20 protein-coding genes and 3 tRNA genes are annotated in these 17,450 nt (G+C 60.4%); 15 read left to right on the top strand and 8 right to left on the bottom strand.

Features of this window, described 5'->3' with window-relative positions; all coding sequences use genetic code 11:
- The first annotated feature begins 87 nt into the window (after window positions 1-87).
- Window positions 88-164 (top strand) — tRNA-Asp (locus tag CF161_RS28965).
- A 101-nt stretch (window positions 165-265) separates the two neighbouring features.
- Window positions 266-342, top strand: a tRNA-Asp gene (locus CF161_RS28960).
- A 188-nt stretch (window positions 343-530) separates the two neighbouring features.
- Here CF161_RS28960 and CF161_RS28955 read toward each other — a convergent pair.
- Complete coding sequence (locus tag CF161_RS28955; RefSeq protein ID WP_020300188.1) at window positions 531-1,814, bottom strand: FAD-binding oxidoreductase; 1,284 nt, start codon at window positions 1,812-1,814, stop codon at window positions 531-533.
- A gap of 184 nt (window positions 1,815-1,998) precedes the next feature.
- Between CF161_RS28955 and CF161_RS28950 the strand changes: the two genes are divergently transcribed.
- A tRNA-Val gene (locus CF161_RS28950) sits at window positions 1,999-2,075 on the top strand.
- A 169-nt stretch (window positions 2,076-2,244) separates the two neighbouring features.
- Here CF161_RS28950 and prfH read toward each other — a convergent pair.
- Both prfH and CF161_RS28940 read right to left on the bottom strand, forming a co-directional pair.
- A complete protein-coding gene (gene prfH, locus CF161_RS28945) occupies window positions 2,245-2,862 on the bottom strand; it encodes a peptide chain release factor H (RefSeq protein WP_043230775.1) in 618 nt (205 codons plus the stop codon).
- Window positions 2,862-3,995 carry an RNA ligase RtcB family protein gene (locus CF161_RS28940; RefSeq protein WP_020300186.1) on the bottom strand — a complete coding sequence of 378 codons (1,134 nt, stop codon included), beginning with the start codon at window positions 3,993-3,995 and terminating at the stop codon, window positions 2,862-2,864. Before CF161_RS28940 ends, prfH begins: the two co-directional genes overlap by 1 nt.
- Window positions 3,996-4,311: 316 nt before the next feature.
- Here CF161_RS28940 and CF161_RS28935 point away from each other — a divergent pair, with 316 nt between their 5' ends.
- The 3 genes from CF161_RS28935 to CF161_RS28925 all read left to right on the top strand — a co-directional run bounded on the left by CF161_RS28935 (window position 4,312) and on the right by CF161_RS28925 (window position 5,699).
- Window positions 4,312-4,632: a helix-turn-helix domain-containing protein gene (locus tag CF161_RS28935; RefSeq protein WP_020300185.1), complete on the top strand. Its 321-nt coding sequence runs from the start codon at window positions 4,312-4,314 to the stop codon at window positions 4,630-4,632.
- Between the two features lie 90 nt (window positions 4,633-4,722).
- A complete protein-coding gene (locus CF161_RS28930; RefSeq protein ID WP_020300184.1) occupies window positions 4,723-5,073 on the top strand; it encodes a hypothetical protein in 351 nt (116 codons plus the stop codon).
- A 188-nt stretch (window positions 5,074-5,261) separates the two neighbouring features.
- Window positions 5,262-5,699 carry a VOC family protein gene (locus CF161_RS28925; RefSeq protein WP_020300183.1) on the top strand — a complete coding sequence of 146 codons (438 nt, stop codon included), beginning with the start codon at window positions 5,262-5,264 and terminating at the stop codon, window positions 5,697-5,699.
- On the opposite strand, the gene CF161_RS28920 is transcribed toward CF161_RS28925, so the two are convergent.
- Together CF161_RS28920 and csrA are read right to left on the bottom strand one after the other, a co-directional pair.
- Window positions 5,696-5,944 (bottom strand): hypothetical protein, encoded by a 249-nt coding sequence (locus tag CF161_RS28920; protein ID WP_020300182.1) that lies wholly within the window; start codon window positions 5,942-5,944, stop codon window positions 5,696-5,698. The genes CF161_RS28925 and CF161_RS28920 overlap by 4 nt on opposite strands.
- A 292-nt stretch (window positions 5,945-6,236) precedes the next feature.
- Window positions 6,237-6,431 carry a carbon storage regulator CsrA gene (gene csrA / locus CF161_RS28915; RefSeq protein ID WP_007920550.1) on the bottom strand — a complete coding sequence of 65 codons (195 nt, stop codon included), beginning with the start codon at window positions 6,429-6,431 and terminating at the stop codon, window positions 6,237-6,239.
- A 266-nt stretch (window positions 6,432-6,697) separates the two neighbouring features.
- Between csrA and CF161_RS28910 the strand changes: the two genes are divergently transcribed.
- Entirely contained in the window at window positions 6,698-7,054 is a 357-nt protein-coding gene (locus CF161_RS28910) for a hypothetical protein (RefSeq protein WP_020300181.1), read from the top strand.
- Window positions 7,055-7,147: 93 nt separating this feature from the next.
- Here the strand turns inward: CF161_RS28910 and CF161_RS28905 are convergent, their stop codons facing one another.
- From CF161_RS28905 to CF161_RS28895, 3 genes are all read right to left on the bottom strand, one after another.
- A complete protein-coding gene (locus tag CF161_RS28905; protein ID WP_020300180.1) occupies window positions 7,148-7,837 on the bottom strand; it encodes an endonuclease in 690 nt (229 codons plus the stop codon).
- A 4-nt stretch (window positions 7,838-7,841) separates the two neighbouring features.
- Entirely contained in the window at window positions 7,842-8,093 is a 252-nt protein-coding gene (locus CF161_RS28900) for a DUF1654 domain-containing protein (RefSeq protein WP_084471765.1), read from the bottom strand.
- A gap of 215 nt (window positions 8,094-8,308) precedes the next feature.
- Entirely contained in the window at window positions 8,309-9,397 is a 1,089-nt protein-coding gene (locus CF161_RS28895) for an asparaginase (protein WP_020300178.1), read from the bottom strand.
- Between the two features lie 334 nt (window positions 9,398-9,731).
- Here CF161_RS28895 and CF161_RS28890 point away from each other — a divergent pair, with 334 nt between their 5' ends.
- From CF161_RS28890 to CF161_RS28855, 8 genes are all read left to right on the top strand, one after another.
- Window positions 9,732-10,181: a hypothetical protein gene (locus CF161_RS28890; protein ID WP_020300177.1), complete on the top strand. Its 450-nt coding sequence runs from the start codon at window positions 9,732-9,734 to the stop codon at window positions 10,179-10,181.
- Window positions 10,182-10,442: 261 nt separating this feature from the next.
- Window positions 10,443-11,399 carry a sugar ABC transporter substrate-binding protein gene (locus CF161_RS28885; RefSeq protein WP_020300175.1) on the top strand — a complete coding sequence of 319 codons (957 nt, stop codon included), beginning with the start codon at window positions 10,443-10,445 and terminating at the stop codon, window positions 11,397-11,399.
- Between the two features lie 57 nt (window positions 11,400-11,456).
- On the top strand, window positions 11,457-13,010 hold the full coding sequence (locus CF161_RS28880) for a sugar ABC transporter ATP-binding protein (protein ID WP_020300174.1): 1,554 nt from the start codon (window positions 11,457-11,459) through the stop codon (window positions 13,008-13,010).
- Entirely contained in the window at window positions 13,007-13,984 is a 978-nt protein-coding gene (locus CF161_RS28875; protein WP_020300173.1) for an ABC transporter permease, read from the top strand. The genes CF161_RS28880 and CF161_RS28875 overlap by 4 nt, the downstream gene beginning before the upstream one ends.
- 3 nt (window positions 13,985-13,987) lie before the next feature.
- Window positions 13,988-15,007: a LacI family DNA-binding transcriptional regulator gene (locus tag CF161_RS28870; protein WP_020300172.1), complete on the top strand. Its 1,020-nt coding sequence runs from the start codon at window positions 13,988-13,990 to the stop codon at window positions 15,005-15,007.
- A gap of 23 nt (window positions 15,008-15,030) precedes the next feature.
- A complete protein-coding gene (gene rbsK / locus CF161_RS28865; RefSeq protein ID WP_020300171.1) occupies window positions 15,031-15,948 on the top strand; it encodes a ribokinase in 918 nt (305 codons plus the stop codon).
- Complete coding sequence (gene rbsD, locus CF161_RS28860; protein WP_020300170.1) at window positions 15,945-16,349, top strand: D-ribose pyranase; 405 nt, start codon at window positions 15,945-15,947, stop codon at window positions 16,347-16,349. Before rbsK ends, rbsD begins: the two co-directional genes overlap by 4 nt.
- 41 nt (window positions 16,350-16,390) lie before the next feature.
- On the top strand, window positions 16,391-17,419 hold the full coding sequence (locus CF161_RS28855; protein ID WP_020300169.1) for a nucleoside hydrolase: 1,029 nt from the start codon (window positions 16,391-16,393) through the stop codon (window positions 17,417-17,419).
- The last annotated feature ends 31 nt before the right edge of the window (window positions 17,420-17,450 follow it).

The raw sequence follows: 17,450 nt of genomic DNA, 5'->3' as shown, positions 1-17,450 counted from the left end.
GGCGGTTCGATCCCGTCATCACCCACCACTTCTTGAGTGTCTTTCGAAAGAAAGGCGGAAGCTTCCAAGGAAGCCTCCAACCGACGCGCAGCGGTAGTTCAGTCGGTTAGAATACCGGCCTGTCACGCCGGGGGTCGCGGGTTCGAGTCCCGTCCGCTGCGCCATATTTTCCAAGTCAGGTTCGCCTGGCTTGAGATTGAAAAGCCTCGAAGCTGATCAGTCCGACGATTTAAAAGGTTCAAATGGACGCAAGTCCAAGCGATACGCAGCGGTAGTTCAGTCGGTTAGAATACCGGCCTGTCACGCCGGGGGTCGCGGGTTCGAGTCCCGTCCGCTGCGCCATATCTGCCTCAAGGCCCACTGAACGCCTTGAAGCTACGAAGACGCCACAGGTGCTTCGGATTGATAGCAAAGACCCTGGTCGAAAGACCGGGGTTTTTTGTTTTCGGCATTTGGAATTTCGGTCGCTTTTTTTGGTTGTGCTGCACACATGAAAACCCCGCCTGTTTGGCGGGGTTTTTTGTGGGTGATCAGAAACCGTATTTGTCCCGCAGGCTGTAGTACCAGGCGCCCAGGGCGGTAAATGGAGTGCGCAGCAGCTGGCCGCCAGGGAAGGGATAGTGCGGCAGGTCGGCAAAGGCGTCAAAACGCTCTGCCTGGCCGCGCAGGGCTTCGGCCAGGACCTTGCCCGCCAGGTGCGTGTACGTCACGCCATGGCCGCTACAGCCCTGGGAGTAGTAAATGTTGTCGCCCAGGCGTCCGACTTGCGGCAATCGCGAGAGGGTCAGCAGGAAGTTGCCGGTCCAGGCGTAATCGATCTTGACGTCTTTGAGTTGGGGAAAGGCCTTCAGCATCTTCGGTCGGATGATGGCTTCGATATTGGCCGGGTCGCGGGCACCGTAAACCACGCCGCCGCCGAAGATCAGGCGCTTGTCCGCGGAAAGGCGGTAGTAGTCCAGCAGGTAATTGCAGTCTTCGACGCAATAGTCCTGGGGCAACAGGCTGTTCGCCAGTTCGTCGCCCAAGGGTTCAGTGGTGATGACCTGGGTGCCGCAAGGCATGGACTTTGCCGCCAACTCCGGAATCAGGTTGCCCAGATAAGCATTGCCCGCGACGATGATGAACTTGGCCCTGACCTTGCCCTGTGGCGTATGCACCACCGGATTGGCGCCGCGCTCGATGCGCAGGGCCGGGGATTGCTCATAAATAGTGCCGCCCAGGGACTCCACGGCCGCCGCTTCGCCCAGGGCCAGGTTCAGCGGGTGGATGTGCCCGCCGCTCATGTCGAGCATGCCGCCCAGGTATTGATCACAGGCCACGACTTCGCGGATGCGGCGTTGGTCCAGCAGTTCCAGTTGGGTATGGCCGTAGCGCTCCCACAGGCGCTTCTGCGACTCCAGGTGGCCCATCTGCTTGCTGGTCAGGGCGGCAAACACGCCGCCGTCCTTCAGGTCGCACTGGATGTGGTACTTGGCCACGCGTTCGCGAATGATCCTCGCGCCCTCAAAGGCCATTTGCCCTAGCAGTTGTGCCTGCTTGGGGCCGACGCTGCGTTCGATCACATCGATATCGCGGCTGTAGCTGTTGACGATCTGCCCGCCATTGCGGCCCGAGGCGCCAAAGCCGACCTTGGCCGCCTCCAGCACTGTTACGCGAAAGCCGTTTTCCAGCAGAAACAACGCGCTCGACAAGCCGGTATAGCCGGCACCGATCACACAGACATCGGTTTCTACCTCGCCCTGCAAGGATGGGCGTTCTGGCACGGCGTTGGCCGACGCTGCGTAATAGGATTCTGGGTAGGGAGTGTTCGCCATCCTGCAGCCTCTGTTTAATATATTTTACGAGTGCGCCGATCGTACCTGAGTTGAAAATCGGCTGCCAGCCGCTGATAAAGTCTTGCTCGCCACTGAAAAATTAAATAATTCGCATATTCATAGGCTTAGCTGCAAAAAAGGTGTTGACACCCCTCCGGAATTCCGTAGAATGCCGCCTCACAGCAGGCACGTAGCTCAGTTGGTTAGAGCACCACCTTGACATGGTGGGGGTCGTTGGTTCGAGTCCAATCGCGCCTACCAAACAAAATCCGCTCTGCTGGGCGGTCTAGAAGGGCTCACCGAAAGGTGGGCCCTTTTTTGTTGCCTGGGATTTGCCAAGCCCGCATTCATTGATTCCCCCATTGGTATTCGCTGCTAATCACCGGGATTGGAGCAGGGCCGCCTTTATGGCGGCCCTGGTCGATGGTGGTTAGTCCTGGGGGATGAAGTTGGGGCCGGCGAACGACCTTACAGCGTTGCCTCGTTCGACCTCGTGGTGGGAGTCCCGGCGCTGCAGGCGCAGGGTGTTGTGGGCTTCTTGCTCAAGGCCTGCGAGACGCTGCTGAATCAGCAGCACTGCCAGGCGCTTGTTGTCGTGCTGGCTGCGCCCGGACTGGACCTTGACGCTGATCCCTGAAGCCAGGTGAGTGGCGCGCACCGCCGAGTCGGTCTTGTTCACATGCTGGCCGCCGGGTCCTGAAGAGCGCATGGTTTCGAAGCGTATCTGGCTCTCCTGGTTGCCTTGCGGGGCGTTGAAGACCTGGCCGGCGAAGAACCAGTTCTTGCGCTTGTGCCCGGGTCGGTAATGGCTCTTGCAGCTCCAGAGCAGGGTGCCGGTCCAGCGTCCGGCAAGCGTCTTGGCATTGTCGCCATCAAGGCCGAGCAGTACCGACTTGCAGGTGCCGTTATGCACGCCGGGTTCGCGCTCTATCACGCACAGGCTGACCGCCTGGGTTTCGGCTTCGTCATGCAGCCTTTGCAGGGCCTTGGTCACGGCCAGTTCACACTCGGCCGGCCCCTGTGCCGATGACAGCTGTAACAGAACCATCAGCAGCACCCCCGGCGTTTGTAGGTCAGCACCGGCTTGAGCCGCGCGATGATGTGCAGCAGGCCTGCGTCACGCAGGCTGCCGACCACGCTGTCGATGGCCTTGTAGGCTTCTGGAGCCTCTTCGTACATCAGGGCGCGATCTTCGCAGATCACTCGGCTGCCGAGGCTGGTGCGCTTGAGCTGATCGAAGCTGAAGCGCGCTGCCAGGCGATCCTTGCAGTCGCCGCGAATCCACTTCCGGCCGGCGCCATGGGCCAGGGAGTACAGGCTGCTGGCAAGCGGGATGGGCTGCACCAGGTAGCTGTAGTCACCGCGGGAGCCGGGGATGACCACCACGCCCTGGTCGGACGGTGTGGCGCCCTTGCGATGGATCCAGCCAGCTTCGCCGTCGACGCTGCCAGGCGATACCAGGTTGTGATTGATATCCAGCGCGCTGCGGCCCTTCGCCCGCAGATTGACCAGGATGCGCTCTGCAATCAGCCGGCGGTTGGCTTCGGCGAAACGCAGGGCTTCGTCATGGCGTTGCAGGTAGTCGACGCCGGCCGGGCTGTCGACGGCGATGCCGGCATGGCCGTGTTGATCGACATGGCGCCGCAGAATAGCTTCGCCCAGGCCGCGCGAGCCGCTGTGAACCAGCATCAGCAGCGAGCGCCGGTCCAGACCCAGGGTTTCCATGGCATCGCTGTCGTGGACCTCGTCGATCTGTTGCAGCTCGGCGAAATGATTGCCGCCACCGATGGTGCCCAGGGAGTGTTCGTGGCCGGTGGCGGCCAGCGCCAACTGCGCCAGTTCCTCCTGCCATTGCTCATCCAGGGCGGTGTCGATGTTGCCGATTTTCTTTTCCAGCTTGTCCAGATTCAGCCGGGCGCTCGGGATGTCTGTCTGCCACAGCGTCATGCCGCAGCCGATGTCATTGCCCACCAGTGCCGGGTAAAGGGTTTCGCTGGAAAAGAAGGCTGCACCGACCGGATAGCCACGACCTGGATGCAGGTCCGGCATGCCGACCACGCGGCGCATGCCGGGCAGTTGTGCAGTCGTTTGAAGTTGCTGGATCGCTTTGTCTTCGATCCAGGTGCTGTCGGAGGCGATAAGTGATACGCCGGCCGACAAATTGCGGATGCAATTGTCCATGTCCAATTCCTGATTGGAGAAAATATTCAGGTAAGTGGCAGGGCGGATCCGGAGTAAGCGAGGCGCTAGAAACTAGCGGGTATAGCGTTTAAACCAGGCACGTCCTGCAAAGAGCGATCAGGTATTTCATGGTGGATCTCCTTTGCAAAAGTGTGGGAAGGGCGCGCAGATTAATCCTCGTCCGCGAATCTGGCAATGGTTGTCGCGGATTTTTGTCGCTGGGTGGCTGTGTCGGACGAGACCCGGGGGGTGGAAAAAGGGCACGTTTGGGATGGCGCAGGGTCTTAATCGTGTTGCGTCATGAATGAGGAATTCCATGGACAAGTTTGGAGAACGGTTGAAAGAGGAGCGCAAGGCGCTTGGTCTTTCCCAGCAGGAGTTCGGTGCCATTGGCGGGGTTGAGGCCAATGCCCAGGGTCGTTACGAGAGCGGCGAGCGGTTGCCCAAGTCGGATTATCTGATGGCGGTCGGGCGCAAGGGCGTGGATTTGTTGTATGTCCTGACCGGTGAGCGTTCCAAGCTGTCGGACGGCCAGTTGAGTGCGGAGGAAAGCCGGATCATCGAGCATTACCGCAGCCTGGGCGAGGACGATCAGGAGGCCATCGCCCAACTGGCCTCATCCCTGGCTGAGTGCTGAGGCCGGGTCGCCAGGGGTTTTTCTGGTTGTGTGGTATCTGCCGGCTCCAGGGTGGGCGATACTCTCGGGTTTTCAGCACGAGGTAGCATCATGCGGGTGTTAATGGCGATGATCGCCGCGGCGTTGCTTGCGGGATGCGCGAGTTCGGCAATGAATGAGGCGCGCTCCAAGAGTCCTTCGCGGGTGCTCTCTTCGGCCAAGGCCGATCAACTGGTGGCGCAGTGCGTACAGTTTGCCTGGCAGGACGAGGCGGTCTTCGGCGTTGATGCTGCTGCCTATCTGGAGCCGCGCAAAGGCGGGGGGTACACGGTCTATACCCGTTCCGCGGAGTCCTTTGCCGATATCCAGGTGCAGGCTTCGGGCACCAGCGTCAGTTACTACGCGCTTCACGACGACTGGATCGCCAAGCGCAGGCTCGCGGCCCTGGGTACGTGCATGTAACACGTAGCGGGACCCAAAGGCGTCTCGGTTGAGGCGCCTTTTTTATGCCTGATGCAATGGGGGGGGGCTTCACCGCGTCATCTGTATCGAAGTTTTAATCAGTTGTGAACATTGGTAAGCGGGGGCTGCGTAAGCCGGGTCGGGGGTTGTAGGCTCGGCCCTCGAATTTTCCTGAATGGACGCAGCCGATGTTTGTGATGAATGCCCTGGTTCCGGAGATGCTCGTCAGCGACTTGCAGCGGAGCCTGACGTTTTACCGCGATGTGCTGGGGTTCAAGGTCGAATACGAGCGTCCGGAGAATCTGTTTGCCTTTTTGTCGTTCCATGGCAGCCAACTGATGTTGGAGCAGGACGATGGCGAAGCGTCCCCGTGGCGCGTCGGGCCACTGGAGCAGCCGTTTGGGCGCGGTATGAACCTGTCGATTGAATGCCCTGACGTTGCAGCGTTGGTTCAAGCCCTGGTCGACGCAGGTTACCCATTGCGCAAGGAGATCGAGGAGCGCTGGTACCGCCACGATGCCCTGTTGCATGGGGAGCTGAACTGTTTGCTGCTCGATCCTGATGGTTATCTGCTGCGCTTCACTCAGGACCTTGGGTTCAGGCCGGTGGAGGGCGGGGCGGCCTAGGAGAGCTGGCTGAAGGCCTTGCAGACCGTGTCGCGATTGGTTTTGTACTCGGCCTGCTGCACCGGAATGATGCCGAATTCATCGCTGATGATGGAGAGGGCGCGGTGCAGGAAGTCGACGTTAGCCCTGGAGCGGAACGTGAAAATGCCACGCTTGACCTGGTACAGGCCTTCTGTGGAGCACGCGGCAACGGTTCTCATCGCATTCGGGTCATTGGTGATCAGCAGATAAGCGAACTCTTGCATCAAACTGCTCCTGGTTCATAAGGCATCGACTGGCGTCGTTGACGCTGGCTGACTCGCGTACGTGCGATAGCTGAAAGCTACTCCTGGGACAGCGCCATGCGTTACTGGGCATTTATACAAAGGTGGCTAATTGCCGGTGGTGCGGGCAGCCGCGAGCCTTGGGCGCCGAAGGACAGGGCCTTGCGCTTTTCAGGTCGAGTTGCAGGAAGGGAGCTTGCGAAGCAGGGAGGGGGTGAGACTGAGTCCAGCGCCAGCCATTGTGGTCAGACAAAGGGCTGGCAACTCATCAAGCTCAAGGTGTTTCGCGTTTGTCCGGAGCGGTAAGCCCGGCCTGGATCCGTTGATAGATCTCTTCACGGTGTACGGCTACGTCTTTGGGGGCGTTAATGCCGATCCGGACTTGCTGGCCGCTGACGCCCAGGATGGTGATCGTAATGTCGTCACCGATGTTTATGCTTTCACCGACTTTGCGGGTGAGTATCAGCATGAGCTTCTCCTTGATTGCGTAGTAGGGCACCTGATTTCAGACAGTGCAGATATCGGTCGTATGTATAGATTAGTGCGAAGTTCCACTGAGTGGGTGCCTCTTTTCTGACGCGCAGACGATGTATTAATTCCCAGGGTGCAACTATACAGAGGCGATAAACATGATTCTCCCTGTTTCGGCCTGTTTTTGTGGCGGTGACCTGGCAGCCGGCAGTGTTAAAATCGCCGCCTCAGAATTTTAAGGGGTAGGTTGTGCGCACAGTAGCGATGATGGTTGCGGTATTGGCCTTGGCTGGCTGCGGCGAAGGCAAGGTGGCAGACGCCGGCAAGAAGCCCGCTGCGCCGGCCCAGGCCCAGCAGGTGCAAGAGGCGGCGACCCCGCAGTGGGACGTGCTGGTGGGCAGCGATCTGCCGCAGGCGGTGAGCGATATGACCGGCTGGTTGATCGAGCACGGCATCATCTCCAGCGTGGTGACGCAGGACGGCAAGCAATTGATTCTGGTTGGGCCGTTCAACTCCCAGGCGGAAGCCGAGGCGAAAAAGGCCGAGCTCGAAGAGAAGTTGGCCAAGGCCAAGAAGCGCAACGTCAATACAACGGTGATCGAGCACCGGGCGGCGCAGTGAGCTTGAAGGGGCTGTCGACAGGCAAGGTTGGCAACCTCGCCTGAAAGGTTGGATCCAGGCCTCGCAGAAACGGCGAGGCCTTGGCCCTGAAGGCTAGCCGCAGGCTTTCAGATCCACCGGGCCGACAAAGTCGTTACCGTGGCCCATCACGCAGCCCACGCTTTGATTGCGCTGGCGCTCCCAGGCCTGGACCGGGTAGGTCTTGTTCCAGGCTTCATACAGCTGGCGGTCCTGCTTGGACAAGTTCAGACCGTATTGCTTGCTCATGTAGAAATAAGTGCGGGCGATCATTCCGCGAATCGAAGGGCGCGGCATGACCTTCTTCGCCTTGAAGTCGACCTGGGTCAGGCATGAGCCGTATTGCCCGGTTTTCTCCGGCAGCCAGCCAAAACTGAAGTTATTGCGGTCGCCATTCACCTCGCCGATGCTCGGCACCAGGTTGTGCAGGTCTGCCTCGGCGCGCTGGTAGATCTTGTCGGTGCGGGTGCAGTTCTTGCGCCCACCCTGTTGCCAGCATTGGCGCTGGTGGCCAATCTGCCAGGCCGGGACGATGTGCTCCCACTCGATACGGGCCGCGCGATTGGCGTTCTTGCGCGGTATATAACCGCATGCCGCAAGGTCCACCCGATTGCCGTTGTATTTACAGCCACAGTAGAACTCGGTGGATTGCGGGGCGTAGAGCTTCCAGGCGACCTTTTTCGCTTGGCTGAACGTACTTGGCGCATCGGCTTGGGCATTGAGGGCAACGCAGAACAGCAAAAAAACCAGACAGCGGACAATCATCGACTCAATCTTCCTTCGGCACGACCCAGAAAATCTGCACGCCGCCGTCGTCCCGATAAGCCAGGGTGACGTTGTCGTTTTCAGCAATTTCTTCCAGCAGGCGCGCCCATTCGTCCACGGGTTCATCTTCAAGACGGAAGATCAGTGCGGCTTTGGCCTTTTGTGCGGTGGGGGAGTTGATGATTTTTTGAACGCGTAGCCCCATCCGTTCATAGGAGCCTGGCGGGGTATTGCTTGCAGCAGAAGACTTGGCCACGGAGTAATCCTTATTAAGCTGTACGTGCGTACAGTATTTAACTGTAGGCAATTTCGCAACTGCTTAAAATTCAAGAAAATCTTCTGACCGCACTTTTTCCGGTTTGTCTGAAATTGTGGGGATTTTTTATTGCGGCGGGCGGGAGGCGTTGTGTGCCGCTTGCCCGGGCGTGCAAGTGGCGGGGTGCCCGACCGGGGACGGTCGGGCGAGGGCGATCAGTATTCCCAGAACATCCGCTGCAGCTCTTTGCTGTCCTGAGTCTTGGTCAGGGCAACCATGGCCAGGATGCGGGCTTTCTGTGGGTTCAGGTCATGGGCGACGACCCAGTCGTACTTGTCGTCAGGCTGTTCGGCGTTGCGCAGAACAAAGCCGCCGGCATTGACGTGGGACGAGCGAATGATCTGCACGCCATTCTTGCGCAGTTCCTGCAGGGCAGGCACAACCCGCGAAGACACCGAACCGTTACCGGTGCCGGCGTGGATGATGGCTTTGGCGCCGCCTTGGGCCAGGGCTTTGTAGGCGGTGTCGCTCACGTTGCCGTAGCCGTAGGCGATTTCGACGTCAGGCAGGCTCTTGATGTTCTTGATGTCGAATTCCGAATCCATGGTGTGGCGCTTGGCTGGCAGGCGGAACCAGTAGGATTTGCCTTCGACCACCATGCCCAGCGGGCCCCATGGGCTCTTGAAGGCTTCGGTCTTGATGTTGATCATTTTGCTGACATCACGACCCGACTGGATCTCGTCGTTCATGGTGACCAGTACGCCCTTGCCGCGAGCGTTCTTGCTGCCGGCAACAGCCACGGCGTTGTACAGGTTGAGCATGCCGTCCGCCGACATGGCGGTGCCTGGGCGCATGGAGCCGACCACGACGATTGGCTTGTCGGTTTTTTCCACGAGGTTGAGGAAGTAGGCGGTTTCTTCCAGGGTGTCGGTACCGTGGGTGATCACGATGCCATCGACGTCCTTGCTGTCGGCCAGTTCGGCGACGCGACGGCCCAGTTGCAGCAGGTTGTCGTTGGTGATGCTTTCGGAGGCGATCTGCATGACTTGCTCGCCACGTACGTTGGCCAGCGTGCTCAGTTCCGGAATCCCGGCGATCAGTTGTTCGATACCTACCTTGGCGGCCTGGTAAGTGGCGCTGTTGGCGGCGCTGGCGCCAGCGCCGGCAATGGTGCCGCCGGTGGCGAGGACCACGACGTTGGCCAGTTTCTGTTGGGTTTCAGCTTCTTTTGCTTGCAGTGCAGTAGGCAGGAGCAGGAGCAGGGCCAAAGCGCCCGGAACGAAGGTATTGAAGGCAGATTTCATTATTTTCTCTCTAGTGGTGAGACGGTGCTGGTGCAAGTTCATCTAGAAACACCCCGGCGGCAGATCTGAATGCCGTGGGGCGATGAGGAGGGAGCAGGATCTGTACCAGCGTCACTTTGGCTTGGTAAGTATTTTAAGTTACTGATTTATATCAATTTTATTTCAGTTGTTATTGGGTCTGTACGCCAGCTTGTCCGGGTTTCCGAACATTTGGCGAGTGTTCTGTTCGGCAATCCGAAAACGGCCCGTGTCCGCCAATAGCGTTTTGCCACCGGCTAAAGAATTGGCCTGGCCGGTCGATGCTGTTCAAAGGATATTTTTTTCAGGAGTTCACATGTCTTTTTCAGTCGGGTTCCCAAGTGCCGGTGCAATCACCATCAATGGCAAGTCGCCGGCCACCATCGACGCGTTGAGCAAGGCGACTGCCGATACGGCGTCCCAGGTCCTGGGCACCGATGACGAGGGCAAGGTCAAGGCGGGTGGGGCGTCGCAGGCCGAAGAAGGTTCTGCGCAAGCTTCCGATGGCGGTGGCAACAGCATCGCGGTGCAGATCCTGCTCAAGCGTATGCAGGAGTTGCAGGAGCAGCTCAAGCAACAGCAGCAGCAACTGGCAGCGGCCCAGGCGGCCAACTACCCGACCCCTGAAGCGAAGCAGACCATGGTGATGGCGGTTCAAGGTCAGATTGCCGATACCAATGGCGCGCTGCTGGAAGTCTCGGGCCGTTTGGTCACGGAGCTGAACAAGGGCTCGTCCTCCGGCTCAGTGATCAGCACCACCGCCTGAAAAAGCACCAGGGCCGACCCTCGATAGAGGGTTATCGGCTTGCTGGCGCGGGGTGTCGAGGATTCTCCGATGATCGGGTTATGCGTTGACAAAACGCCGAAGCGTTCCCATAGTTGATTTCCGCAAACGTTTGCGAGGTATTCAAGGAGTGACGTTCATTCCTTGACGCGCGCTTCGATCGCCGTTGTCAGCGGTGGCGATCGTCAACGCTTCTAACCTTGCAGGCGCTGCTCACAATAATCATAAGATCGGAGTCAATCCATGAAGCTGCCATTTGCTGGACGTCTTCTCGCTGTCGCTATCCTGGCCGCGGCATCCGCTGCGCTTCCTCTCTCTTCGGCCTACGCCGATACCGCTCAAAAACCCAAGGTCGCCCTGGTCATGAAGTCCCTGGCCAACGAGTTTTTCCTGACCATGGAAGACGGCGCCAAGGCTTATCAGAAAGAACATCCCGCCGATTTCGACCTGGTCTCCAACGGCATCAAGGACGAAACCGACACCGCCAACCAGATCCGTATCGTCGAGCAGATGATCGTGTCCAAGGTCAACGCCCTGGTGATTGCCCCGGCTGATTCCAAGGCCATGGTGCCGGTGATCAAAAAGGCCATGGATGCCGGTATCACGGTGATCAATATCGACAACCAGCTCGACCCGGCGGTGCTCAAGAGCAAAAACATCAGCGTGCCTTTTGTCGGGCCTGATAACCGCAAGGGTGCGCGGCTGGTGGGCGAATACCTGGCCAAGCAGTTGAAGGCCGGGGATGAGGTCGGGATCATCGAAGGTGTGTCCACCACCACCAACGCCCAGCAGCGCACTGCTGGTTTCAAGGACGCGATGGAGGCGGCCCAGGTCAAGGTGGTTTCCCTGCAGTCCGGTGATTGGGAAATCGACGCCGGCAACCGCGTGGCGTCGGCCATGCTCAGCGAGTACCCGAATATCAAGGCGTTGCTGGCCGGCAATGACAGCATGGCCGTCGGCGCGGTTTCGGCCGTGCGCGCAGCAGGCAAGGCGGGCAAGGTCCAGGTGGTGGGCTACGACAACATCAACGCGATCAAGCCCATGCTCAAGGATGGCCGAGTACTGGCGACAGCCGACCAGTTCGCCGCCAAGCAGGCGGTGTTCGGCATCGAGACTGCGTTGAAAATCCTCAAGGGCGAGAAGGTCGACAGCGGCACCAACGGCGTCATCGAAACTCCGGTTGAACTGGTCACCCAGTAGTCATTCTGGCGGCACAACGGCGTCCGTCCACAGGGGCGGGCGCATGGAGAGTTTCCTATGTCAGTTTCCGCTGCGAACGCTGTCCTGACGGTCAGCGGTATCGGCAAGACCTACGTCCAACCGGTCCTGACCGGCATCGATCTGACGCTGATGCGCGGTGAGGTGCTGGCACTGACCGGTGAAAACGGCGCCGGCAAAAGCACCCTGTCGAAAATCATTGGTGGCCTGGTCACGCCCACCACCGGGCAGATGCAGTTCAATGGCCAGGCGTATCGCCCTGGCAGCCGCACCCAGGCCGAAGACCTGGGCATCCGCATGGTCATGCAAGAACTCAACCTGCTGCCGACCCTGTCGGTTGCGGAAAACCTGTTTCTCGACAACCTGCCCAGTCGCGGCGGCTGGATCAGCCGCAAGCAATTGCGCCAGGCGGCGATCGAGGCCATGGCCCAGGTCGGGCTGGACGCCATCGACCCTGACACCCTGGTCGGCGAACTAGGCATCGGTCACCAGCAAATGGTGGAAATCGCCCGCAACCTGATCGGCGATTGCCATGTGCTGATTCTCGACGAGCCGACCGCGATGCTCACCTCGCGGGAAGTCGAAATGCTGTTTGAGCAAATCACCCGCCTGCAAGCTCGGGGCGTGTCGATCATTTACATCTCCCATCGTCTGGAAGAACTGGCGCGGGTGGCTCAGCGCATCGCGGTGTTGCGCGACGGTTGCCTGGTCTGTGTCGAGCCCATGGCCAATTACAACAGCGAGCAGTTGGTCAACCTGATGGTGGGGCGTGAGCTGGGCGAGCACATCGACCTGGGCCCACGGCAGATTGGCGGCCCGGCGTTGACGGTGAAGGGCCTGAGCCGTTCGGACAAGGTGCATGACGTTTCCTTCAGCGTGCGCAGTGGCGAGATTTTTGGGATTTCCGGTCTGATCGGGGCCGGGCGTACCGAGTTGTTGCGCTTGATCTTCGGCGCCGATAAAGCCGACAGCGGTACGGTGGCCCTGGGAGCGGCAGAGCAGGTGGTGAGCATTCGCTCGCCTGCCGATGCGGTGGCCCATGGCATTGCCTTGATCACCGAGGACCGCAAGGGCGAGGGGCTGCTGTTGAGCCAGTCGATCGGGGCCAATATCGCTCTGGGCAACATGCCGGCTATTTCCAGTGCCGGGCTGGTCAACGGCCAGCGCGAGTCACGGCTGGCACAACGGCAGATCGATGCCATGCGTATCCGCAGCTCCGGACCGGCGCAACTGGTCAGCGAGCTTTCGGGTGGCAACCAGCAGAAGGTGGTCATCGGCCGCTGGTTGGAGCGCGACTGTTCGGTGCTGTTGTTTGACGAGCCGACTCGCGGCATCGACGTCGGCGCCAAGTTCGATATCTATGCCTTGCTCGGTGAGTTGACGCGCCAGGGCAAGGCGCTGGTGGTGGTCTCCAGTGACCTGCGCGAGCTGATGTTGATCTGTGATCGCATCGGAGTGCTGTCCGCCGGGCGCCTGATCGACACCTTCGAGCGCGACAGCTGGACCCAGGATGAATTGCTTGCCGCCGCGTTTGCCGGCTATCAAAAACGTGATGCGCTGCTCAATGAAGCGGCGCCTAGGAATGCACCATGAAAACTGCACCTGCAACCGGCAAGCGTGCTGGCAACTATTACGGCCTGGGGACTTACCTCGGCCTGGCGGGCGCCTTGCTGGCGATGATCATCCTGTTCTCGACCCTGAGCAGTCATTTTCTGTCCTATGACACCTTCAGCACCCTGGCCAACCAGATTCCCGACCTGATGGTGCTGGCGGTGGGCATGACTTTTGTGCTGATCATCGGCGGCATCGACCTGTCGGTGGGCTCGGTGCTGGCCCTGGCGGCGTCGACCGTCAGCGTGGCGATTCTCGGCTGGGGCTGGAGCGTGCTGCCTGCCGCCTTGTTGGGCATGGCCTGCGCGGCGCTGGCCGGAACCATCACCGGTTCGATCACCGTGGCCTGGCGCATTCCGTCCTTTATCGTGTCCCTCGGCGTACTGGAAATGGCCCGGGGCGTCGCCTACCAGATGACCGGCTCGCGAACGGCCTACATCGGCGATGCCTTTGCCTGGCTGTCGAATCCGATTGCCTTTGGCATTTCTCCCTCGTTTATCATTGCCTTGTTGATTATTTTCGTCGCCCAGGCAGTGCTGACCCGTACCGTGTTCGGTCGCTACCTGATCGGTATCGGCACCAACGAAGAAGCCGTGCGTCTGGCGGGGATCAACCCCAAGCCCTACAAGATCCTGGTGTTCAGTCTGATGGGGTTGCTGGCCGGCGTGGCGGCACTGTTCCAGATCTCGCGCCTGGAGGCGGCAGACCCGAATGCGGGCTCCGGCCTGGAGTTGCAGGTCATCGCTGCGGTGGTGATTGGCGGCACCAGCCTGATGGGCGGGCGTGGTTCGGTGATCAGCACCTTCTTCGGCGTTTTGATTATCTCTGTGCTGGCTGCAGGTCTCGCGCAAATCGGCGCGTCTGAGCCGACCAAACGCATCATCACTGGCGCGGTCATCGTGATTGCCGTGGTGCTGGATACTTATCGCAGTCAGCGTGCACTTCGGCGGGTTTGATTCATGGCAACAATCAAGGATGTGGCGGCGCTCGCGGGGATTTCCTACACCACGGTGTCCCATGTAGTGAACAAGACGCGGCCGGTCAGCGAAGAGGTACGGGTCAAGGTCGAGGCGGCGATCAAGCGCCTCGATTATGTGCCCAGCGCCGTCGCGCGCTCGCTGAAGGCCAAGACCACCGCGACCATCGGTTTGCTGGTGCCCAACAGCCTCAATCCGTACTTTGCGGAGCTGGCTCGGGGCATCGAGGATTACTGCGAGCGCAATGGTTACTGCGTGATCCTGTGTAATTCCGACGACAACCCGCACAAGCAGAGCAGTTACCTGCGGGTGCTGCTGGAAAAACGCGTCGACGGGCTGATCGTCACCTCGGCCGGCGGTGACAGCGGGCTGGCGGAAGGCCTGGCGGCTGTGCGCACGCCCATGGTGATTGTCGACCGCGGGCTTGAAGGCGTGGATGCGGACCTGGTGCGCATCGATCACGAATACGGCGCTTACCTGGCCACTCGGCATTTGCTCGAACTGGGCCATCGCGATATCGCCTGCATTGGCGGCCCGGCCAATACCAGCGTGGCGCAGATGCGCCTGGCGGGATTTCTCCGGGCATTGAAAGAGGCGGGGCTTGAGGTCCCGCCAGAGCGCATTCTGCAAAGCGATTTCACCAGTACCGGTGGCTATAGCGCTGCGGCGTTGCTGCTGCAGAACAACCCGCCGAGCGCCATTTTTGCCAGCAACGACATGATGGGCATTGGCGTGCTGCGTGCGGCGGCCGAGTGCAATATCCGGGTGCCCAGCGAGCTCTCGGTGATTGGCTTCGACGATATCCAGATGAGCCGCTACGTCTATCCGGCGCTGACCACCGTCGGCCAGTCGATCCTGCAACTGGGCGAACAGGCCGCGGAGCTGCTGCTGCGGCGGATTGCCAAGCCGGGCCAGGCGATCGATCAGCGCATCGTTACACCCAACATAGTCTTGCGAGAGTCGACTGCACCGCTGGCCGGGGCATTCGCCGAATACCGCTGAATCGAATTGATGAGTACTGATGTATGCCAGCAAAAGTAGTGGTAGTGGGCAGCCTGAACATGGACCTGGTCACCCGGGCCGAGCGTCTGCCCCGAGGCGGTGAAACCCTGATTGGCAAATCCTTTGCCACGGTGCCCGGCGGCAAGGGGGCGAACCAGGCGGTGGCCGCGGCCCGGTTGGGCGCGCAGGTGTCGATGGTCGGCTGCGTGGGCGACGATGCCTATGGCGAGCAGCTGCGTGGTGCCTTGCTGGCCGAGGCCATCGATTACCAGGCGGTCAGCGTGATCGAGGGTTCCAGCGGGGTGGCGCTGATCGTGGTCGACGACAGCAGCCAGAATGCCATCGTCATCGTTGCCGGGGCCAATGCCCAGCTCGCCCCCGAGGTGGTGGCAGGGTTTGACGCAATCTTGCAGGCAGCCGATGTGATCATCTGCCAGCTTGAGGTGCCGTATTCGACGGTGGGTTATGCCCTCAAACGCGGGCGGGAACTGGGCAAGACCGTGATTCTCAACCCGGCACCGGCCAGCGGGCCCTTGCCGGCTGATTGGTATGCATCGATTGATTACCTGATTCCCAATGAGAGCGAGGCTTCGGCCCTGAGCGGCCTGCCGGTGAACTCCCGGGAGAGTGCCGAAGCCGCAGCCAGCCAGCTGATTGCCGCCGGTGCCGGGAAAGTCATCGTGACACTGGGGGCTCAGGGCTCGTTGTTCGCCGATGGCGCACGCTTTGATTACTTCCCGGCGCCCAAGGTCGAGGCGATCGACACCACGGCGGCGGGTGACACCTTTGTCGGTGCATTCGCGGCGGCCTTGGCTGCCGGTAAAAGCGAAGCTGAGGCCATCAGTTTTGGCCAGGTCGCTGCGGCGTTGTCGGTGACCCGAGCCGGCGCACAGCCTTCTATCCCCACGCTGTCCGATGTCCAGGCGTTCTCTCCCTCATGAAAAAGACACCTTTGCTCAACGTCGCGCTGTCGCGCCTGATTGCCTCCCTGGGGCATGGCGATATCGTGGTGATCGGCGATGCCGGCCTGCCGGTGCCGGCCGGCGTCGAGCTGATCGACCTGGCCTTGACCCACGGCGTCCCGGATTTCGTCACGACCCTGCGGGTGGTCCTCAGTGAAATGCAGGTGGAGAGCCATGTGCTTGCCGAAGAGATCCTGCTCAAGCACCCGCCGGCCCTGCAGGCGCTGGATGAGTTGAGCGCCAGTGGCGAGCTGGGCTCGCGCGAGTTGTTGAGCCATGAGGCATTCAAGGTGCTCAGCCGCCAGGCGCGGGCGGTGGTGCGCACCGGAGAATGTCAGCCTTATTGCAATATCGCCTTGATCGCCGGGGTGACCTTCTAGCCAGCCCGGCCTGTTATTTCTTCACGCACAAGGAGTGCGCCATGCACCGCTATGCTCAGCTACTGCACCATTGGCTTCGGAGTCTGCTGCTTTTGTCTTTGCTCACTGCTACAAGCGCCCAGGCGGCGGAAAAAATCGATCTGATCATCGACACCGATCCGGGGGCCGACGATGTGGTCGCCTTGCTGTTCGCCCTGGCCTCACCCGAGGAGTTGCAGGTGCGTGCGCTGACCACGGTCGCCGGCAACGTGCGCCTGGACAAGACGTCGCGCAATGCCCGCCTGGCCCGTGAGTGGGCAGGGCGTGAAGAGGTTCCGGTCTACGCGGGGGCGCCGGGGCCACTGCTGCGGACGCCGATCTATGCCGAAAATATTCATGGCAAGGAAGGCATTTCCGGGGTCACCGTACATGAGCCCAAGGCCGCGCTGGCCAAAGGCAATGCGGTCAATTACCTGATCGATACCCTGCGTGCGGCCAAGCCTCACAGCATCACCATCGCCATGCTCGGCCCGCAGACCAACCTCGCGCTGGCCCTGATCCAGGCGCCGGATATCACCCAGGGCATCAAGGAGGTGGTGGTCATGGGCGGCGCGCACTTCAATGGCGGCAATATCACCCCGGTGGCGGAGTTCAATCTGTTTGCCGATCCACAGGCTGCCGAGGTGGTGCTCAAGAGCGGGGTGAAGCTGACGTACCTGCCGCTGGACGTCACCCATAAAGTGCTGACCAGCGAGGCGCGCCTGCAGAAGATCGCGGCCTTGAACAACCAGGCGAGCAAGATCGTGGGCGATATTCTCAACGAATACGTCAAGGGCGATATGGAGCATTACGGCATCCCGGGTGGTCCGGTGCACGATGCCACGGTGATCGCCTACCTGCTCAAGCCCGAATTATTCAGCGGGCGTCAGGCCAATATGGTGATCGACAGTCGCGAAGGTCCGACCTTCGGCCAGACCATTGTCGATTGGTACGACGGTTTGAAGCAGCCGAAGAACGTGTTCTGGGTTGAAAACGGCGACGCTCAGGGCTTCTTCGATTTGCTGACTGAGCGCCTGGCTCGATTGAAATAAATCTGCGTGCTAGAGCGCGGTCAGCCTGAGG

Origin of the sequence: Pseudomonas sp. CF161, assembly GCF_000416215.1 — a bacterium.
Classification (GTDB): domain Bacteria; phylum Pseudomonadota; class Gammaproteobacteria; order Pseudomonadales; family Pseudomonadaceae; genus Aquipseudomonas.
Note: the sequence above shows the minus strand (reverse complement) of the source record. Positions and strands in the feature narration are given on the sequence as shown.

What these genes read in the sequence shown, in the direction of transcription:
- CF161_RS28955 (WP_020300188.1), bottom strand. Translation starts at nt 1,814, where the DNA reads ATGGCGAACACTCCCTACCCAGAATCCTATTACGCAGCGTCGGCCAAC.
- prfH (WP_043230775.1), bottom strand. Translation starts at nt 2,862, where the DNA reads ATGGTTCTGTTACAGCTGTCATCGGCACAGGGGCCGGCCGAGTGTGAA.
- CF161_RS28940 (WP_020300186.1), bottom strand. Translation starts at nt 3,995, where the DNA reads ATGGACAATTGCATCCGCAATTTGTCGGCCGGCGTATCACTTATCGCC.
- CF161_RS28935 (WP_020300185.1), top strand. Translation starts at nt 4,312, where the DNA reads ATGGACAAGTTTGGAGAACGGTTGAAAGAGGAGCGCAAGGCGCTTGGT.
- CF161_RS28930 (WP_020300184.1), top strand. Translation starts at nt 4,723, where the DNA reads ATGCGGGTGTTAATGGCGATGATCGCCGCGGCGTTGCTTGCGGGATGC.
- CF161_RS28925 (WP_020300183.1), top strand. Translation starts at nt 5,262, where the DNA reads ATGTTTGTGATGAATGCCCTGGTTCCGGAGATGCTCGTCAGCGACTTG.
- CF161_RS28920 (WP_020300182.1), bottom strand. Translation starts at nt 5,944, where the DNA reads ATGCAAGAGTTCGCTTATCTGCTGATCACCAATGACCCGAATGCGATG.
- csrA (WP_007920550.1), bottom strand. Translation starts at nt 6,431, where the DNA reads ATGCTGATACTCACCCGCAAAGTCGGTGAAAGCATAAACATCGGTGAC.
- CF161_RS28910 (WP_020300181.1), top strand. Translation starts at nt 6,698, where the DNA reads ATGATGGTTGCGGTATTGGCCTTGGCTGGCTGCGGCGAAGGCAAGGTG.
- CF161_RS28905 (WP_020300180.1), bottom strand. Translation starts at nt 7,837, where the DNA reads ATGATTGTCCGCTGTCTGGTTTTTTTGCTGTTCTGCGTTGCCCTCAAT.
- CF161_RS28895 (WP_020300178.1), bottom strand. Translation starts at nt 9,397, where the DNA reads ATGAAATCTGCCTTCAATACCTTCGTTCCGGGCGCTTTGGCCCTGCTC.
- CF161_RS28890 (WP_020300177.1), top strand. Translation starts at nt 9,732, where the DNA reads ATGTCTTTTTCAGTCGGGTTCCCAAGTGCCGGTGCAATCACCATCAAT.
- CF161_RS28885 (WP_020300175.1), top strand. Translation starts at nt 10,443, where the DNA reads ATGAAGCTGCCATTTGCTGGACGTCTTCTCGCTGTCGCTATCCTGGCC.
- CF161_RS28880 (WP_020300174.1), top strand. Translation starts at nt 11,457, where the DNA reads ATGTCAGTTTCCGCTGCGAACGCTGTCCTGACGGTCAGCGGTATCGGC.
- CF161_RS28875 (WP_020300173.1), top strand. Translation starts at nt 13,007, where the DNA reads ATGAAAACTGCACCTGCAACCGGCAAGCGTGCTGGCAACTATTACGGC.
- CF161_RS28870 (WP_020300172.1), top strand. Translation starts at nt 13,988, where the DNA reads ATGGCAACAATCAAGGATGTGGCGGCGCTCGCGGGGATTTCCTACACC.
- rbsK (WP_020300171.1), top strand. Translation starts at nt 15,031, where the DNA reads ATGCCAGCAAAAGTAGTGGTAGTGGGCAGCCTGAACATGGACCTGGTC.
- rbsD (WP_020300170.1), top strand. Translation starts at nt 15,945, where the DNA reads ATGAAAAAGACACCTTTGCTCAACGTCGCGCTGTCGCGCCTGATTGCC.
- CF161_RS28855 (WP_020300169.1), top strand. Translation starts at nt 16,391, where the DNA reads ATGCACCGCTATGCTCAGCTACTGCACCATTGGCTTCGGAGTCTGCTG.